Annotated in this window: 14 protein-coding genes and 2 riboswitches; of the genes, 8 read left to right on the top strand and 6 right to left on the bottom strand. The window is 48.0% G+C overall.

The features are described 5' to 3' along the window. Window positions 1-124: 124 nt before the first annotated feature. The 4 genes from AB4114_RS31565 (at window position 125) to sugE (ending at window position 3,158) form a co-directional block, all read left to right on the top strand. Window positions 125-943 carry a hypothetical protein gene (locus tag AB4114_RS31565; protein ID WP_441991969.1) on the top strand — a complete coding sequence of 273 codons (819 nt, stop codon included), beginning with the start codon at window positions 125-127 and terminating at the stop codon, window positions 941-943. A gap of 168 nt (window positions 944-1,111) precedes the next feature. Further along, window positions 1,112-1,250, top strand: a riboswitch (cyclic di-AMP (ydaO/yuaA leader). Between the two features lie 3 nt (window positions 1,251-1,253). After that, window positions 1,254-1,724 (top strand): C40 family peptidase, encoded by a 471-nt coding sequence (locus AB4114_RS31560; RefSeq protein ID WP_441991968.1) that lies wholly within the window; start codon window positions 1,254-1,256, stop codon window positions 1,722-1,724. 234 nt (window positions 1,725-1,958) lie between these two features. Then, window positions 1,959-2,570 (top strand): MSMEG_1061 family FMN-dependent PPOX-type flavoprotein, encoded by a 612-nt coding sequence (locus AB4114_RS31555; RefSeq protein WP_441991967.1) that lies wholly within the window; start codon window positions 1,959-1,961, stop codon window positions 2,568-2,570. 70 nt (window positions 2,571-2,640) lie between these two features. Then, window positions 2,641-2,743, top strand: a riboswitch (guanidine-I (ykkC/yxkD leader). A gap of 94 nt (window positions 2,744-2,837) precedes the next feature. Beyond that, window positions 2,838-3,158, top strand: a complete 321-nt coding sequence (sugE, locus tag AB4114_RS31550) for a quaternary ammonium compound efflux SMR transporter SugE (protein WP_056622008.1) — start codon at window positions 2,838-2,840, stop codon at window positions 3,156-3,158. 106 nt (window positions 3,159-3,264) lie between these two features. Here the strand turns inward: sugE and AB4114_RS31545 are convergent, their stop codons facing one another. The 4 genes from AB4114_RS31545 to AB4114_RS31530 form a co-directional block, all read right to left on the bottom strand. Then, window positions 3,265-4,206 carry a methyltransferase domain-containing protein gene (locus tag AB4114_RS31545; protein WP_441991982.1) on the bottom strand — a complete coding sequence of 314 codons (942 nt, stop codon included), beginning with the start codon at window positions 4,204-4,206 and terminating at the stop codon, window positions 3,265-3,267. Between the two features lie 841 nt (window positions 4,207-5,047). Beyond that, window positions 5,048-6,004 (bottom strand): ABC transporter permease subunit, encoded by a 957-nt coding sequence (locus AB4114_RS31540; protein ID WP_441991966.1) that lies wholly within the window; start codon window positions 6,002-6,004, stop codon window positions 5,048-5,050. After that, on the bottom strand, window positions 6,001-7,077 hold the full coding sequence (locus AB4114_RS31535; RefSeq protein WP_441991965.1) for an ABC transporter permease subunit: 1,077 nt from the start codon (window positions 7,075-7,077) through the stop codon (window positions 6,001-6,003). Before AB4114_RS31535 ends, AB4114_RS31540 begins: the two co-directional genes overlap by 4 nt. Window positions 7,078-7,224: 147 nt before the next feature. Beyond that, complete coding sequence (locus tag AB4114_RS31530) at window positions 7,225-8,940, bottom strand: ABC transporter ATP-binding protein (protein ID WP_441991964.1); 1,716 nt, start codon at window positions 8,938-8,940, stop codon at window positions 7,225-7,227. Between the two features lie 176 nt (window positions 8,941-9,116). Here AB4114_RS31530 and AB4114_RS31525 point away from each other — a divergent pair, with 176 nt between their 5' ends. Further along, window positions 9,117-9,899 (top strand): lipase family protein, encoded by a 783-nt coding sequence (locus AB4114_RS31525; protein ID WP_441991963.1) that lies wholly within the window; start codon window positions 9,117-9,119, stop codon window positions 9,897-9,899. Window positions 9,900-9,995: 96 nt separating this feature from the next. Here the strand turns inward: AB4114_RS31525 and cysK are convergent, their stop codons facing one another. Continuing rightward, entirely contained in the window at window positions 9,996-10,934 is a 939-nt protein-coding gene (gene cysK, locus AB4114_RS31520) for a cysteine synthase A (RefSeq protein ID WP_441991962.1), read from the bottom strand. Window positions 10,935-11,166: 232 nt separating this feature from the next. On the opposite strand from cysK, the gene AB4114_RS31515 reads away from it, so the two are divergent. The 3 genes from AB4114_RS31515 to AB4114_RS31505 all read left to right on the top strand — a co-directional run bounded on the left by AB4114_RS31515 (window position 11,167) and on the right by AB4114_RS31505 (window position 13,931). Continuing rightward, window positions 11,167-11,829 (top strand): hypothetical protein, encoded by a 663-nt coding sequence (locus AB4114_RS31515; protein ID WP_441991961.1) that lies wholly within the window; start codon window positions 11,167-11,169, stop codon window positions 11,827-11,829. Between the two features lie 555 nt (window positions 11,830-12,384). Further along, entirely contained in the window at window positions 12,385-13,143 is a 759-nt protein-coding gene (locus tag AB4114_RS31510) for an exodeoxyribonuclease III (RefSeq protein WP_441991960.1), read from the top strand. A 131-nt stretch (window positions 13,144-13,274) separates the two neighbouring features. Then, entirely contained in the window at window positions 13,275-13,931 is a 657-nt protein-coding gene (locus AB4114_RS31505; protein WP_441991959.1) for a DUF2306 domain-containing protein, read from the top strand. Window positions 13,932-13,988: 57 nt separating this feature from the next. On the opposite strand, the gene AB4114_RS31500 is transcribed toward AB4114_RS31505, so the two are convergent. Further along, window positions 13,989-14,393, bottom strand: coding sequence for a VOC family protein (locus AB4114_RS31500; protein WP_441991958.1), 405 nt, complete (start codon window positions 14,391-14,393; stop codon window positions 13,989-13,991). Window positions 14,394-14,767 lie beyond the last annotated feature (374 nt).

Raw genomic sequence — 14,767 nt, 5'->3', positions numbered from 1 at the left:
CAGAATAAACGACTACACCGTCCCTCAAGGACGTATCACAGTGTTTATGGAGAAATATAAGCATTGTATAAACTGCAACTATACTTTCTTATATTTTAAAGAAAACGTTAAGGAGGGACCCTCGTTGGCCACCTATATCAAAGCAGGCTTCAGGGCAGCTATGGCGCAGCCCTTTGCCACGATCTTTTTATTCCTATATCAGATGGGTTGGGGTATTCTCCTGTATAAGCTCGTACAAGGTGTTCTTGTCCCCCTCATGCATCGGTTCCCTGGCGCTGAGCAACCCAAGCAGGCCTTGCAGATTTTCCTAGCAGAGGGCCAGTTTCAGTTAATTAAAACAGATCTCAGCTATTCCTATCTATGGTGGCTTGCTGCACTCTTATGTGCGCGCATGCTGCTGACGCCTCTCTTAAATAGCGGTGTCTACTATTCGCTCACTCACCCTCACCAGAATGCCGGCTATCGCTTCTTTCGCGGGATGAAGCAGCTCATGCTCCCCTTCCTGCTCGTGTATTTGATCCGCATCGCGCTTACACTATTCCCACTCATCTGGCTTATTCCCAAAGCCGCCTATATGCTGGGACATAGCGGCTCTTATGAGCAGATCGTTCTCAAGCTTCTACCTTGGCTGCTCAGTTTAATGGTCTATGGCTTTGTCCTGCAGTTGCTGTTCATGTATGTGCAATTCGCCATCGCGGCCAAACTGGGGATTACATCGACAATCATCTCTTTCTTTCGATATTCGCTGCCGATTATTGGACTTGCCATCATCCTATTACTGTTCACAGGACTTTTGGCAGGGGTCACAGTCACGGCTACTTACCTATGGGCAGGACTGGTAGCCCTCATCATTTATCAATTGTATCCCCTCTTCCACATTTTTTTCCAAATTTGGGGCATTTCTTCCCAATATCAGCTGCTTTCAGCCAAAATACCTAACTAATATCCAGCAAAACAGTGAATAGCTTACGCGCTCTCCCCTTCTCTTTGAGAAAGGGGCTTTTTTTTGTCTATTTCCCGAACTATTTGCCTATTTTTCCGCCTTTTTTTAAACAAAAAAAGAGGAATTTCATTGTTTATGACGAATTAAAAGGACTAGCATCAGAAAACCAAATTTTTCATGCCGAATTCCTCAGTTTATGGGGAAACGGGGGAACCACTCCGGGTGAATTGATCTTGCAAGACAGGGATCATAGGGAACCTTCAACCGAACCCTCCAGCTAACCTCGTAGGCACCGGAAGGAGACAAGCAGTTGAAGAAAGTAGTTGCTCTTGTTTTTAGTCTTGTTTTGTTTTTGAGTGTAAGTGTAGGAAGCGTTTTCGCATCGTCCTCCATGGACAACGCAGTCGAAGATCTCGTAGGAACTCCCTACAAATGGGCAGGAACGACAACCAAAGGCTTTGATTGCTCTGGTTTCACATCCTACTTATTCGATGAGTTCGGCATCGACCTTCCACACAGCTCCAAATCGCAAAACAGCGAAGGCTACTGGGTTGACAAAAAAGATCTTCGTAAGGGCGATCTTGTATTTTTCAACACGGATGGCAGCGGTATCTCTCATGTAGGTATGTACCTCGGAGACGGTGAATTCGTTCACTCCGCTACCAATCAAGGTGTTGTGAAGAATAAGTTGAGCGAATCCTATTATGCGAAGCGATATGTATCCGCCAGACGTGTTCTGTGGGATGATATCTACAATCAACTAACTGCTGAATCCAAGTAATGTTCTCGCTACAGAATGAAGCCCTGCTAAGCTTTGCTCGAAAGAGCAGCTTGCAGGGCTTCATTCATTTGAACGAGGTTATCGGCGTATACTACAATATCAAAATAAACGTCTACAACGTCCTTCGAGGACTTCTCAAAGTGTTTACGGAGAAAACAGCCGAATTTTTATGTTCCGCATATACATGCTGGTATTTTGAACAAAGGCCTCTGGCCTCAGGAAGGAAAAGAACGCATGGACAACACACAAGACAATATTTCACCCCCATTTCCCGGCATCGTTCGATCCATTGATGAAATTAGAGATCATATTGGAGAGCCTCATCCTGCGGTACAAAATAAAGTCATCAATCAAATTGACGAACATGCTCAAGCGTTCATCGCCAAATCACCTTTATTCTTCTTATCTACATCAGGTGCGGATGGATTGTGTGATGTGTCCCCCCGTGGCGATGGCCCAGGTTTCGTTCGCGTTCTCGATAATCACCGCTTGATTTATCCAGAAAGACTCGGAAACCGTCGAATAGATTCTATGCAAAATATAGTAAACAACCCGCAGGTGGGTCTCTTATTCATCATTCCAGGCGTCGACATGGTGCTCCGCGTCAATGGTCGCGCTTGGCTGACGAGAGATGAAGAGCTCCTTGCGACTATGCAGCTTAATGGGAAATCGCCGATCGTCGCTGTTGGCGTCGAGGTGCAGGAATGTTTCGTACACTGCAGTCGTGCACTTAAACTTTCGAAGATATGGGATACCGCTACGTGGGTACCCGAACAGGAGCAGCCAGACGGCATGGATATGTTCCGCGCGCATCTGGCATTGAACAACATAGCGCTAGAGGAATAAGGATAAGCTAACTAGGTCGCAGCCAAAATGGATAACTTGACATGACATGTTAGCCAGACTATAATAACGGCATGTCGTTTTCTAGGGTTCCGCGGCGTTTCACTGCCGGCTGGTCCAAGGGAAAACACACAGCAAATATGCTGTGGTCACGGAGGGAGAAAAGCCCGGGAGTCTATCGCAACAGTGCGATATTCCCGGGCTTTTCTCTGTTTATTTTGTGGCACTGACATCGTAAATCATAAATTCGCACATGAAGGAGTGTTCATTATGGCATGGTTATTTCTAGCTATTGCAGGTGTATTTGAGGTCGTATGGGCCATTTCATTGAAATTTTCCAATGGGTTTACGCGACTAGTCCCGTCGATTGTTACGATTCTAGGCATGATCGTTAGTTTCTATTTCTTAGCTGCAGCAACGAAAACTCTTCCGATCGGAACGGCCTATGCGGCCTGGACTGGCATCGGTGCTGTAGGCGCGATTATCATTGGCACTCTTTTTCTCGATGAACCGATCAGCTTAGTTCGTATCTTGTTTATGGTCTTGATTCTGGTCGGCGTGCTCGGACTGAAATTTACGTCAGGGCACTAGGGAGTATTGGTCGCTTACACGCCACTCATCTGCGTGACAACGTTGGCAAAATTATACTCATGGTTATGGCCACCTTATTTTAGTGAAAAATGAACCCGGTGTTGGGCTACTTGATTGTATAGCTCACATACCAGAAGCTGCCCCCTACAAAGATGCGCAAATGCTGTGACAAGGGTCGAAAAATGTCATTTAACTCTTCGTAAGTAAAATAATTCTTAAGTATTTCATGCTTGGAGCCGTCGGCTAGCTCGCGTCTTTTGTAGGTGTCTTCGCTCTCCTCATGCGTGATAAGCTCGCCGCCTCTGCCAGGCACATACATATTATCTGCAATGAACACCTGCGCTCCGCTGCCCAATCGTTCATGGAAGCCTTGTAAAAAGCTGTCGATCCGATTCCGCGGAATATGCGAGAACCAGAAGTTGGCCAGCCCGTAATCGAACTCCCCACTTATCCCGGAGAGCTCATACGCATCTCCTTCCTTGAAAGACGCATTCCCCTTCGGCCATGACTTCGATTCCGCGATGCGCAGTACCTCTGGGCGAATGTCTACACCTACTAGCTGTGTCGCCGTTTCTGCGGCAATGTGTGACCAATAACCTGTGCCACAGGCAATTTCCAGCACACAGCGTCCCTCCACCTGCTTCTTCAGGATCTCCGACAGAAGGGCCAATTCTTGTTGATACTCCGCATCCTCGCGGTGATAAATCCGTTCATACTCCTCTGCCCGTGCGCCGTAGTAAGCTTGCATGCTCAGCTTCTCCTGGTCCAGAAGCGTCTGCTTCTCCTTCACTTCGTGCAGGATACGATGTCTCGCTGACAGCAGATCCGCAAAAATCGCGCCACCCTGTGCAGCATAATTCGCAAGCAGCCCCTGCGTCGCCATGACGATCAGCTGTGTCATCGATAGGCCCGTGGCATCCGCCATTTGTTCTAACTCGGATTTCACTTTCTCAGGCAAATAAACCGAGAGTCGTTTCGTTTTGTCTTGCTTGTCCTCMATGGTTAGCCGCCTCCTTTTTATTACATTGTAACATATAATATGTACCATATTAACATTAATTATGTTGTATGCATGGAATTGCGAACACTTTTGCTTATGTGTTTTAAGTAGCATCGCCATTCCTTTGGGTATCCTCGGCCTGTCCTCAGCCTCTCCTCAGCTTCCTCTCAGGATCACGTTGGCACGACTATACAACTTTAGATGGATTTCCTACAGCTAATTTTCTCGTTTATGGCCACTTTTTAATCTAGATGGAAAAACTCCATCTAATTCCTCCATATTCCCCGCGTTCGGCGTAAATGTGTGAATTTAGCTGTATTTTTTACAGTTAATCGGCTCAAAGCGGGAAATACAGCAGAATTAGCTGCATGAAATCCATTTACTTTAAATTTCTCTAGGTGCGGGTTGTGATGAGGGTACGGGGCAGGTGCCGATACGCGACGGGGGCGTGTCCTAGCGCGAGGCGAGTGCGGAGGCGGGGGTGGGGGTGGAAGTGAATGGCATGGCTTGAAATGTGTTTTAAAGTAGCATCGCCTTTCCTTTGGGTATCCTCAGCCTGTCCTCAACTTCCACTAACGATCGCATTGGCACGATTACACTACTTTAGATGGATTACCTACAGTTAATTTTCTCGATTATGGCCACTAATTTTAATCTAGATGGAAAAACTCCATCTAAATTCCTCCATATTCCCTCATTCGGAGTAAATGTGTGAATTTAGCTGTACTTTTTACAGTTAATCGCCTCAAGGCGGGAAATACAGAAGAATTAGCTACATGAAATCCATTTATTTTAAATATCTCTAGTGTGCGGGGGCGGATGGGGATGGGGAGCTCCTACAAAACCGACAAAAAAGCCGAGCCCCATCCTAGGATGAAGCTCGACTCTGTTACATCAGCTGACGTTCCTCGCCATAACGGCGCTTAAGCTGATTTAAGAAAAATTGCAATGAAAGGAATAACAACGCAAAGCTTGTCCCTGCGCTGAGAATAATCCAAGGGTGCAGGCGAATATAGCGTGCGCCGTAAGCGATCAGCGACAGCCATTCCCCAGAGGTGCTGATCGTGATCTGGAAGCCGGCTTCCTCGTCGCCGATCGTTTCTGTACCACCAAGCACGATGTTGAATACGGCTAACTGCCCCAGCAGGAAAAGCACCTGCATGAACTCGCTTAAGAAGATGAACATCATTTCATTACGCATCGAAGGGAAAATGTGCCGAAGCGTCCGATGCCAGAACGAACCGCCCATGAGGCGGGACGCTTCAATGAACATTTTGCCACTATAATAGCGTGTCCGATCTGCGATCTGATGTGCCAACGGGAAGATGCCAATCAGCGTAATTAAAATAATGAAAGTGATGCTGAACAACAACTTGTTGTGCGGATCGGCTTTGGCCCCGAGGTCGAGCCTTAGCCCGTAATACATCCCCGCTAGCGGTGGATAAAGGAAAATAAATGCCGGCACTGCGGCAACCGCCCACTGTAAGGAACGTAGAAGGCCTTTCCCCTTGCTCGTCATTCCGCTCCATAATCCCCAAGGCAACGCCACCGCAAACCGAAGCAAAGTCAGACCGAGTGCTGTGCCTAGTGTGTATTTTAACCCATTCAATAATAAGCTGAGCATGTCAAACCCACGGTGATCGGTTCCAAGCAGGAAGGTGTTATTGGGAGCGTACGGCGGGATAGCGTACCTGGTCTTCCCGTCTTCTTGGTATTGGATCATGTTGATTTTGTCCTCTGGCGAAATCCCATGCGGCTTCAACCAGGTCCCGAACACCATCACGAGCAGAAATAGCGCCAAGATAGCGATGGAAATATAAAAGGCGGTAGAAGGACGTTTCCTCACGGTCTAGCCACCTCCTCCGCACGGACCACGAGCCGCTTCCGCAGCAGCGCATACAGGATATGAAAAGCCATGGCAACCACACCAAGCACCATACAGATTGCCGACATCGAAGTAATCCCCTGGTAAATCGGCAGAATGATGAAGCCTCCCAAGCCTCCAATGCCACAAATCGCCTCCGCAACTGCCATACTAGCAAGGGCTAATGTCGTAGCTCTGGGCAAAATAGCAAACACATCCTCCATCACATTCCGCAGCACATGCGAGAAGAGCACCTCGCGCCGGGTCAGTCCTTTGGCCAGTGCAGTAACAACATAATCCTGACCCAGCTCACGCGCAATGGCGACACGCAGTGTCCCATAGATCGTCACCGACGGAATCAACGCAATCGTCAGAAACGGAATGAGGAACGGCGTTCGGTCTCCCACTTGAACGATCAGCAGTACATAGTGGCCGAGGAACTTAGTCGCGTAAATCGCCGCCAATTGAATCATCACGATCAGGAAAAAGTCTGGTAATCCAACAAGCAGCGCATGAATACCATCCAGCACGACGCCAATTCGCCTTGATATGGAAGCCCATAGAGCAACTAGCATACTGAGTAGGATGGCGAGCAGCAAGCCAGGTATGAAATAGGTGCAGGTTTTGAGCAGCATCTTCGGAATCGCTGTTGTCATCGGCACTTCCTTGCGTGTATAGGGATCACGGTATTTCCCAAAATCGCCATGCAAGAAGCTTTTCATCTGATCTTTGACGGTGTAGCCATAATAGCGCCATGAAATAATAGGCTTATCTAGTAGTACGACTGAGGATCTCAGCACACCTTTAATCGTCATAGCCGTGCCTTGGTACTCCCAGAACTTGCCATAAGGGACTTCAAGCAGACCACTTTTCTCATTCAAAATCTTACTGCCGGGCAGCATTTCACTTACCTTCTGCATGCTAACGCTGGAATTGACCCTCACTTCAATCTGATCGGGCTGGACAGCCAAGAACATCTGCCTAATATTACTCAGCAAAAAAATACCGATCAGCGTGATCGCACCCAGCAAAAGCCATCGTCCTATTGACTTCACTCCGTGCCACCTCTTTTGTAATTTACCTTAGGTAAATAATCGTTGTATGGTCATAGTTTATCACGAAGGTTTTGGGCAGGACTAGTCTAATCTATTGAAAAAAGAAAAAGCCTCCGCCCCCCTAACAAACAGGGAGGCGAAAGCTTCCTAAGAACTGAACTGCGCCTGATGCAGGCGGCTGTACACACCGCCGACCGCAATGAGTTCCTCATGCGCGCCTTGCTCGGTGATGCCCTCTTCCGTCACAACGACGATGCGGTCCGCGTTCTTGATCGTCGCGAGTCGATGCGCAATGACGAGCGTCGTGCGGCCCTTCGACAGCTCCGCCAAGGACTGCTGGATCGCCGCTTCGGTCTCGGTATCCAGCGCCGATGTCGCCTCATCTAAGATGAGAATCGGCGGATTCTTCAAGAACATGCGCGCGATCGCGAGGCGCTGCTTCTGCCCGCCGGAGAGCTTGACGCCGCGCTCTCCGATGACCGTATCCAGTCCCTTCGGCTGGGACTGGATATAGCTTTGCAACTGCGCGCGCCGCGCAGCGTCCCAGATCTCCTCATCCGTCGCGCCTAGCTTGCCGTACGCAATGTTCTCCCGCATCGTGCCGGAGAACAGGAACACATCCTGCTGCACGATGCCGATTTGGCGGCGCAGCGATTCCAGCTCGATATGGCGAATATCGAGACCGTCAATGGCGATGCTTCCCTCGCTGACATCGTAGAAACGAGGCAGCAGGGAGCAGATCGTCGTTTTGCCTGCGCCTGAAGGACCGACGAATGCAACGGTCTCCCCTGCACGAATGGACAGGGAGATGTTATTCAAAACACGAGCTTCGTCCCCATACCCGAAGGACACGTTGTTGAATTTGATTTGGCCATCGAGATGATCCACCTTCCGAGCATTCGGATGATTGGCAACCTCCGGCTCGGTGTCGATGACCTCTACATAGCGCTTGAAGCCAGCGATCCCCTTCGGATAGCTCTCGATGACGTTATTAATTTTCTGAATCGGACCTAAGAATACATTCGTTAATAGAACAAAGGCAATGAACTCACCATAGGAAATTTGTTTGTCGATTACAAACCAAGTACCGCAGATCAGTACGAATACCGTCACAGAACGCATTAAGATGTAACTCAAGGAAATGTTCCACGCCATGATTTTATAAGAAGCCAACTTCGTCAATCGGAATCGGCCATTGTTTACCTCGAACAATTTCTTCTCATGAGCTTCGTTCGCGAACGCTTGTACGACACGAATACCGCCGATGTTATCTTCAACTCTAGCATTAATATCCGCGAGATCGCCCATCATGCGACGGAAGGTTTTGGTCATTTTCTGATTAAAATACACGGCAATCCATAGGAGGAACGGCACAATGACGAACGTTAGGAGTGCTAACTTCACATTAATTTGCAACATGAGCAGAAGTGCACCAATGAGCGTCATAACAGCAATGAACAGATCCTCCGGACCATGATGCGCGACCTCGCCAATTTCCAGCAAATCATTCGACATACGCGACATGAGTTGCCCTGTTTTATTGTTGTCATAGAATCGGAAGCTCAGCTTCTGCAGATGAGTGAACAGCTTTTTCCGCATATCCGTTTCAATGTTAATCCCCAGCATGTGACCCCAATACGTCACGACAAAGTTCAGCAGTGTATTCAGCAGATAGACGGCCAACAACCCCACACATGCCCAAATAATCCAAGCCCAATTTCCTGCAGGAAGCAATTTATCGATAACCTGATTGACGGCTAGCGGGAAACCTAGTTCCAGCAACCCAGCCACCACCGCACAAGTGAAATCCAATATAAATAAGTGCTTATAGGGTCGATAGTATGAAAAAAACCTTCTCAACATGTGTCTAATCCCACCTTTCGTATCGTCGACAACCACCATGGCCTCGCACACCTAATGGCTGCAACAATGCCTATTATACCTGAAAACCTCCACAAATAGGCAGTTGTCGGAGGACATGTATCCAATATTTTCATATGAATAGGTATATCTTATCCTGGCTGTGGAGGCATGTCATCATGTTCAACAACTCTATGGATACGCGAACTGCTCTTCGCCTCGCAGCGATGTGCGGCCAAAGCTATACCCAACTGGAACAAGGTACGGAAGGCGTTATCTTACCCGCTGCCTATCGAATCGTAACTTCATTCACGGCGAATTCCGCCTTTGGTGGACGTGAGTTATTCGGCTTTATTACAGAGTCCGATAGTCAAATTGTGATTGTATTTCGAGGCACGTCCACCACATCGGACTGGATCTCGGATGCCATCGCCAGACAGACTGAGTTCCCCTATGCCAAAGAAGGCGGTCTCGTGCACCAGGGATTCCTGGATATTTACGAATCCGCTCGCAAACAAATTGTAACAGCTATGAGCAAACTATCCCCTCACAAACAACTCTACCTCACAGGGCACAGCCTCGGTGGCTCTCTCGCCACGTTATGCGCTTCAGACTTGGCAACGAACACCAAGTTCAAAGATCCCTCCGTCTATACGTTTGGTTCGCCCAGGGTCGGTAATACGACATTCGCAGGTCAGTTTAACCGCAAAACAGGCCCCCACTATCGCGTATATAATCGTAACGATATGGTTCCTTCACTGCCGCCTCTCGTTTACAAATCGCCTCGTACGGGTGACCTCTATCACTATATTCATGTAAAAAAAGCCGTTGAGCTCGACTTTCCAACAGGATCACTCGCTGGTAATCATGCCGTTAGCAGCTACTTCACGGAGCTGGCTAAGCTCGATCCGAAATATGCGAAGCTCCTCTGCGCCAAGACGCTGGGCTTCTGCCCGAACTGAAAGAGACTATGGGAAGGTCCCCATAGTCTCTTTTTTTCAAACGTAATTCGCTGAATTTCGCTACCTTTCACGGCCTATTGGACTATCTTGCTCTCCTTATTCGAGCTCTGCAAAAAGCGCCGATGACAAATATCGCTCCCCGGTATCTGGCAGGATAACGACGATCGTCTTCCCTTTATTCTCAGGTCGCTTCGCCAGTTGAACGGCTGCAAAGGCTGCAGCCCCAGACGATATGCCGACAAGAAGCCCTTCACTTTTCGCCAATTGGCGCGCCGTTTCCATCGCCTCTTCATTGCTAACGGTGAGGATTTCGTCCACGATGGCCCGGTTGAAGTTATCCGGCACAAAACCTGCGCCGATCCCTTGGATCTGGTGCACACCACGTGTGCCGCCGGACAGCACGGGAGAATCCGCAGGTTCAACGGCCACGATTTGAACATCGGAATGTCGCTGCTTCAGAATCTCTCCTACACCTGTAATGGTACCTCCCGAACCAACACCTGCCACAAAAATATCAACCTTCCCGCCCGTATCTCGCCAAATTTCTTCTGCGGTGGTCGTACGATGAACCTCAGGGTTGGCTGGATTGCTGAACTGCTGCGGAATATAGGAATTGGGCAACTCAGCAGCTAGCTCCTTGGCCTTGCGAATGGCACCTTGCATGCCTTCCGCAGCTGGCGTGAGCACAAGCTCTGCGCCTAGAGCTCTTACAATTTTGCGACGCTCTTCACTGAACGAATCCGGCAAAATAATGATCAACCGATAGCCCAAAGCTGCTGCTGCGAAAGCCAGACCTATGCCTGTATTCCCACTCGTCGGCTCGATAATGACGGTGTCCTGATTGATTTTCCCCTTGCGTTCTGCGTCCTTCAGCATGGCATAGCCGATGCGATCCTTCACGCTGCCCGCCGGATTGAAATACTCCAGCTTCGCGACAATGCGTGCTTCAATCCCTTGCCTTTTATTGAAATTCCAGAGCTCCAACAACGGCGTATTTCCGATGAGTTCTGTTAAATTATTATATATTTTGGTCATAAGGACCCTCGCTTTCGCAGGTGTAATATTAAACCGATACGTTTAGTGGGATATTCTTAAAGTATAACACCTGTTTTGAGGGAAATTAAATCAATAATCCTGATGAAGAGGTATGGTATTTTCTTATATTGGGGGATTTGCTATACTACAATTCAGAGACGAGGAACGTCCTTTTGCCAATGTGGCGAGAGGGCGTTTTTTTATTTTAGCCAGAAATCGGAGGTCGGAAGGAATGGAATTTGAACTAGCTCATCAAACTTTTATGAAGAAGCATACTGCACTTCGTAGAGGTGAAAGAAAAGGACGTCTCCTGCGGGGACATAACTATGCGGAGAAACTTTTTCTTCAGCAAGTCTGGTATCCGTTGTTTCAGCATTTTGACCATTTGCACCCTGAGTATGAGATCTACGATTGGAATCGAAAATCTCAGTTTATCGATTTTGCCTATTTAACTCCTTTCGGTCGTTTCGGGATTGAATGTGATGGTTATCAAAGTCATGTGAAGGACATGGATCGGGAGAAGTTTAGCTACTCGTTAAATCGTGAAACTTTCTTGACGGGAATGGGCTGGAAGATGATCCATTTCTCCTTCGACGATATTCAGCATCGTCCCGATGTTTGTCGGATGCTGCTGCAGATGGTAATCGGCCCACGTATGATTCGCCATGGAGCGACGAACTTCTCTGCCATTATGGAAAAAGAAATGCTTAGACTGGCCTGGCAATTAGGCAGCCGGGTGAGGCCGAAGGATGTCATCGAACAGTTCGATATCGATTTCCGAACCGCACGCAAACGGCTTCGAAATTTGGTCGACAAGGGCTATTTAACACCCGTTGTCCGCGGGGAGGATGTTCGATATTATGAGCTAAATCAGGTTTCGATGGAGCATTTGTGAGTAGTGTGTGCGATTAATTACCTTTTCTGTTCTTTTTCTGTTCTTTTCCCTCACCTAAGCCCGCCTCTTTCTTCTCTCCTATCCCCTGCATAGCCAATACCTATGCTCTTTGCCCTGCCTTCCCCATTGGATTTATCCAATGTACTTCTAAAATTGAGAAATGAAATGGCTGTTTCAATGGATTTATACAGTAAACAGCTCTGAAATTGTGTTATTTGGGGCTCATTTCAGTTATTAGAGTGGATTTGTCCAATCAAAATTGATTTCTTAGGGGTAAAAACAGTATTGTACTGTATTTATCCAGTGGGGAGATCGATGGGGCTGCTGGGGGGAGCCAGTTGGGTAAGGCATTCTAGTTTGGCAGGCTGGTAGAGGCAGTTGCGAGAGGTATTCTAGTTTGGCAGGCTGGTAGAGGCAGTTGCGGGAGGCATTCTAGAGTGTGGCCTAACCTGTAAGTTGGGAAGATCCGCATATTAGGACGACCCTAGCGCGAACATATGGTACACTGATTTTTAGATGATAACTATCATAAATAGAGTGCAAGGAGAACCGACAATGAAACTGGTATCTTGGAATGTGAATGGCTTGAGAGCCTGCGTGAATAAAGGGTTTACGGATTATTTTAAAGAGGTGGATGCGGATATCTTCTGCTTGCAGGAAACAAAGCTCCAGGAGGGGCAAATCGACCTCGATCTAGGAGAGGGCTATAAGCAATATTGGAACTATGCGGAGAAAAAAGGGTATTCCGGTACGGCTGTTTTCTCGAAAGTGGAGCCACTTTCTGTCCGATACGGTATCGAAGAAGATTCCGAGCCTGAAGGTCGCATCCTGACCTTAGAGTTCGAGAATTTCTACCTCGTGACTGTGTATACGCCCAATGCGAAGCGTGATCTATCCAGATTGCCCTATCGGTTAGAGTGGGAGGATCGGTTCCGTGATTATTTAGTCGGTTTGGACGCGGTTAAACCAGTGCTGGTTTGCGGTGATTTGAATGTCGCCCATCAGGAGATCGATTTGAAAAATGCCAAAGGCAACAACAACAATTCCGGCTTCACTCTCGAAGAGCGCGGTAAAATGACGGACTTGTTAGCAGCAGGCTTTCTCGATACGTTCCGGCACCTATACCCCGAGAGAACCGATGTGTATTCGTGGTGGTCCAATATGCCTGGCGTTCGTGCCCGGAATGTGKGCTGGCGGATTGACTATTTCCTCGCATCAGTGCGATTAGCACCTAAGATCACGGAGGCATCCATTGCCTGTGATATTCTAGGGAGCGATCATTGTCCGGTGGTTTTGGAGTTGGATTTAGCCTAGATCACTTGGCTGGTCCCAATCCCCGACCATAGTCGGAGCGCACGCTCCGACTATGGTCGCTTCTGGAAATAACTCCCTGAATGGTAAAATCGAATCAACAAGAATTCGATGAGAGCTGTGAGGGATGCAAAATGAAGAGAAACCGAAGAAGACGACGGAATTGGGTGTTTGGTATTCTAGCTTTCCTAGCGGTGGGGATCGCGGCTTATGCCCTGTTGCTGTATGGCAACCCAGATGATATTAAGGATCAAGGCTTCGTTACCGCGAAAGGTACCATGCCTGATCTATGGTATACCGTGCTTTGGTTCCATGCGGTTTCTGGCGGCATTGCGCTTGGCATTGGTTGGCTGCAATTCATCAAGAGGATTCGCCTCCGAACACCGAATGTCCATCGCGCGATTGGCTATGTATATGCAACGATGATTACGGTAGCAGGTGTGACTGGTCTTTACATGGCTTATTATACTAGCGGTGGTTTGAGCGCTCAGCTTGGCTTTGGAGCTCTATCTCTCATGTGGTTGTACACACTTTACCAAAGCCTAAAGAGCATTATAGTCGATCGCAATCCGCGCGCGCACGGTCAATGGATGCTGCGAAATTACGCCTTGTCCTGCGCAGCGATCTCGCTCCGTGTTATGACGCCACTTGCAGCTGTGTTCTGGGGTCTCACGGATACGAACGATACGTTCGGCGTCATTGCTTGGATCTGCTGGTTGCCGAATTTGCTCTTAGCGGAGATGATCATTCGCGCTGGGCTTCATAGAGTGGCGCGTCCTTTGAACGTGTAAGCTAGAATTAGCTATACAAGAACCCCCCTTTAATTGCGAAGGGGGGTCTTAGCTTGTTTAAGTTGATTCAGGGTTAACCGCGAAAAGTGAATGGATATTCCCATCTGGATCAGCAAAGAAGGCTGTTACGTGCCCCCAGGACTTTACTATTGGCTCCATTATCGCCGTAGCCCCTTTGGAGACATACTCCTTATAAAGAGCGCTCACTTCTTCCGGTGAGTCACATTGAAAATTGAACTCGAAGACTTGCCCTTTGCGCTCCTCTAGGAACGATGGATGATCATTCGTATTATCCGCCATAAGGGGAGTCGAGCAAATGGCTAAACGGACACCGCTATTGTCAAATTCGACATACTGCGCTTCTTCCACAACGATACGAAATCCAAGCACATCCCGATAAAAACGAGCTAGTCGTGCCACATCCTGCGATAGCATTGTGATGCCTTCTAATTGGATTTTCATTTGGCGATCCCACCATTCTTTAGTTTCCTAAAATTGTAACATGCACATCTGAATGGGATCAAGCGTTCTTATTTCGTGCAGATCCTGCGGCGCGCCAGTTCATTAACTGGAAAAGCTCCATCTATTTTGACGTCAAACTGCTAATTATCCGCAATAGATGGAAAACGTACAGTTAATTTTTCGAATTCTTCGTTTTCGAAGGCTAGCCTTGAAATTAACTGCGCTTTTTCAGGCTGTCGAGTAAAGCGCTTTCATGAAACTTTCAATACCCTCCAATTTGCTTTCCACGCATATTTACATGCAATAAAAAAGATCCCCCTTTTGTTTGCGCACTTCGCAAGCTGTCGGGCGATCTTTTTTATGTTTTGTGCTAC

Source organism: Paenibacillus sp. 2RAB27, from assembly GCF_052115445.1.
GTDB lineage: Bacteria > Bacillota > Bacilli > Paenibacillales > NBRC-103111 > Paenibacillus_E.
The sequence above is the reverse complement of the archived record's forward strand: the minus strand, read 5'-3'. Positions and strand labels throughout refer to the sequence as shown.

Coding starts and splice junctions, on each gene's coding strand:
- cysK (WP_441991962.1), bottom strand. CDS start 10,934: ATGACCAAAATATATAATAATTTAACAGAACTCATCGGAAATACGCCG.
- AB4114_RS31500 (WP_441991958.1), bottom strand. CDS start 14,393: ATGAAAATCCAATTAGAAGGCATCACAATGCTATCGCAGGATGTGGCA.
- AB4114_RS31505 (WP_441991959.1), top strand. CDS start 13,275: ATGAAGAGAAACCGAAGAAGACGACGGAATTGGGTGTTTGGTATTCTA.
- AB4114_RS31515 (WP_441991961.1), top strand. CDS start 11,167: ATGGAATTTGAACTAGCTCATCAAACTTTTATGAAGAAGCATACTGCA.
- AB4114_RS31525 (WP_441991963.1), top strand. CDS start 9,117: ATGTTCAACAACTCTATGGATACGCGAACTGCTCTTCGCCTCGCAGCG.
- AB4114_RS31555 (WP_441991967.1), top strand. CDS start 1,959: ATGGACAACACACAAGACAATATTTCACCCCCATTTCCCGGCATCGTT.
- AB4114_RS31530 (WP_441991964.1), bottom strand. CDS start 8,940: ATGTTGAGAAGGTTTTTTTCATACTATCGACCCTATAAGCACTTATTT.
- sugE (WP_056622008.1), top strand. CDS start 2,838: ATGGCATGGTTATTTCTAGCTATTGCAGGTGTATTTGAGGTCGTATGG.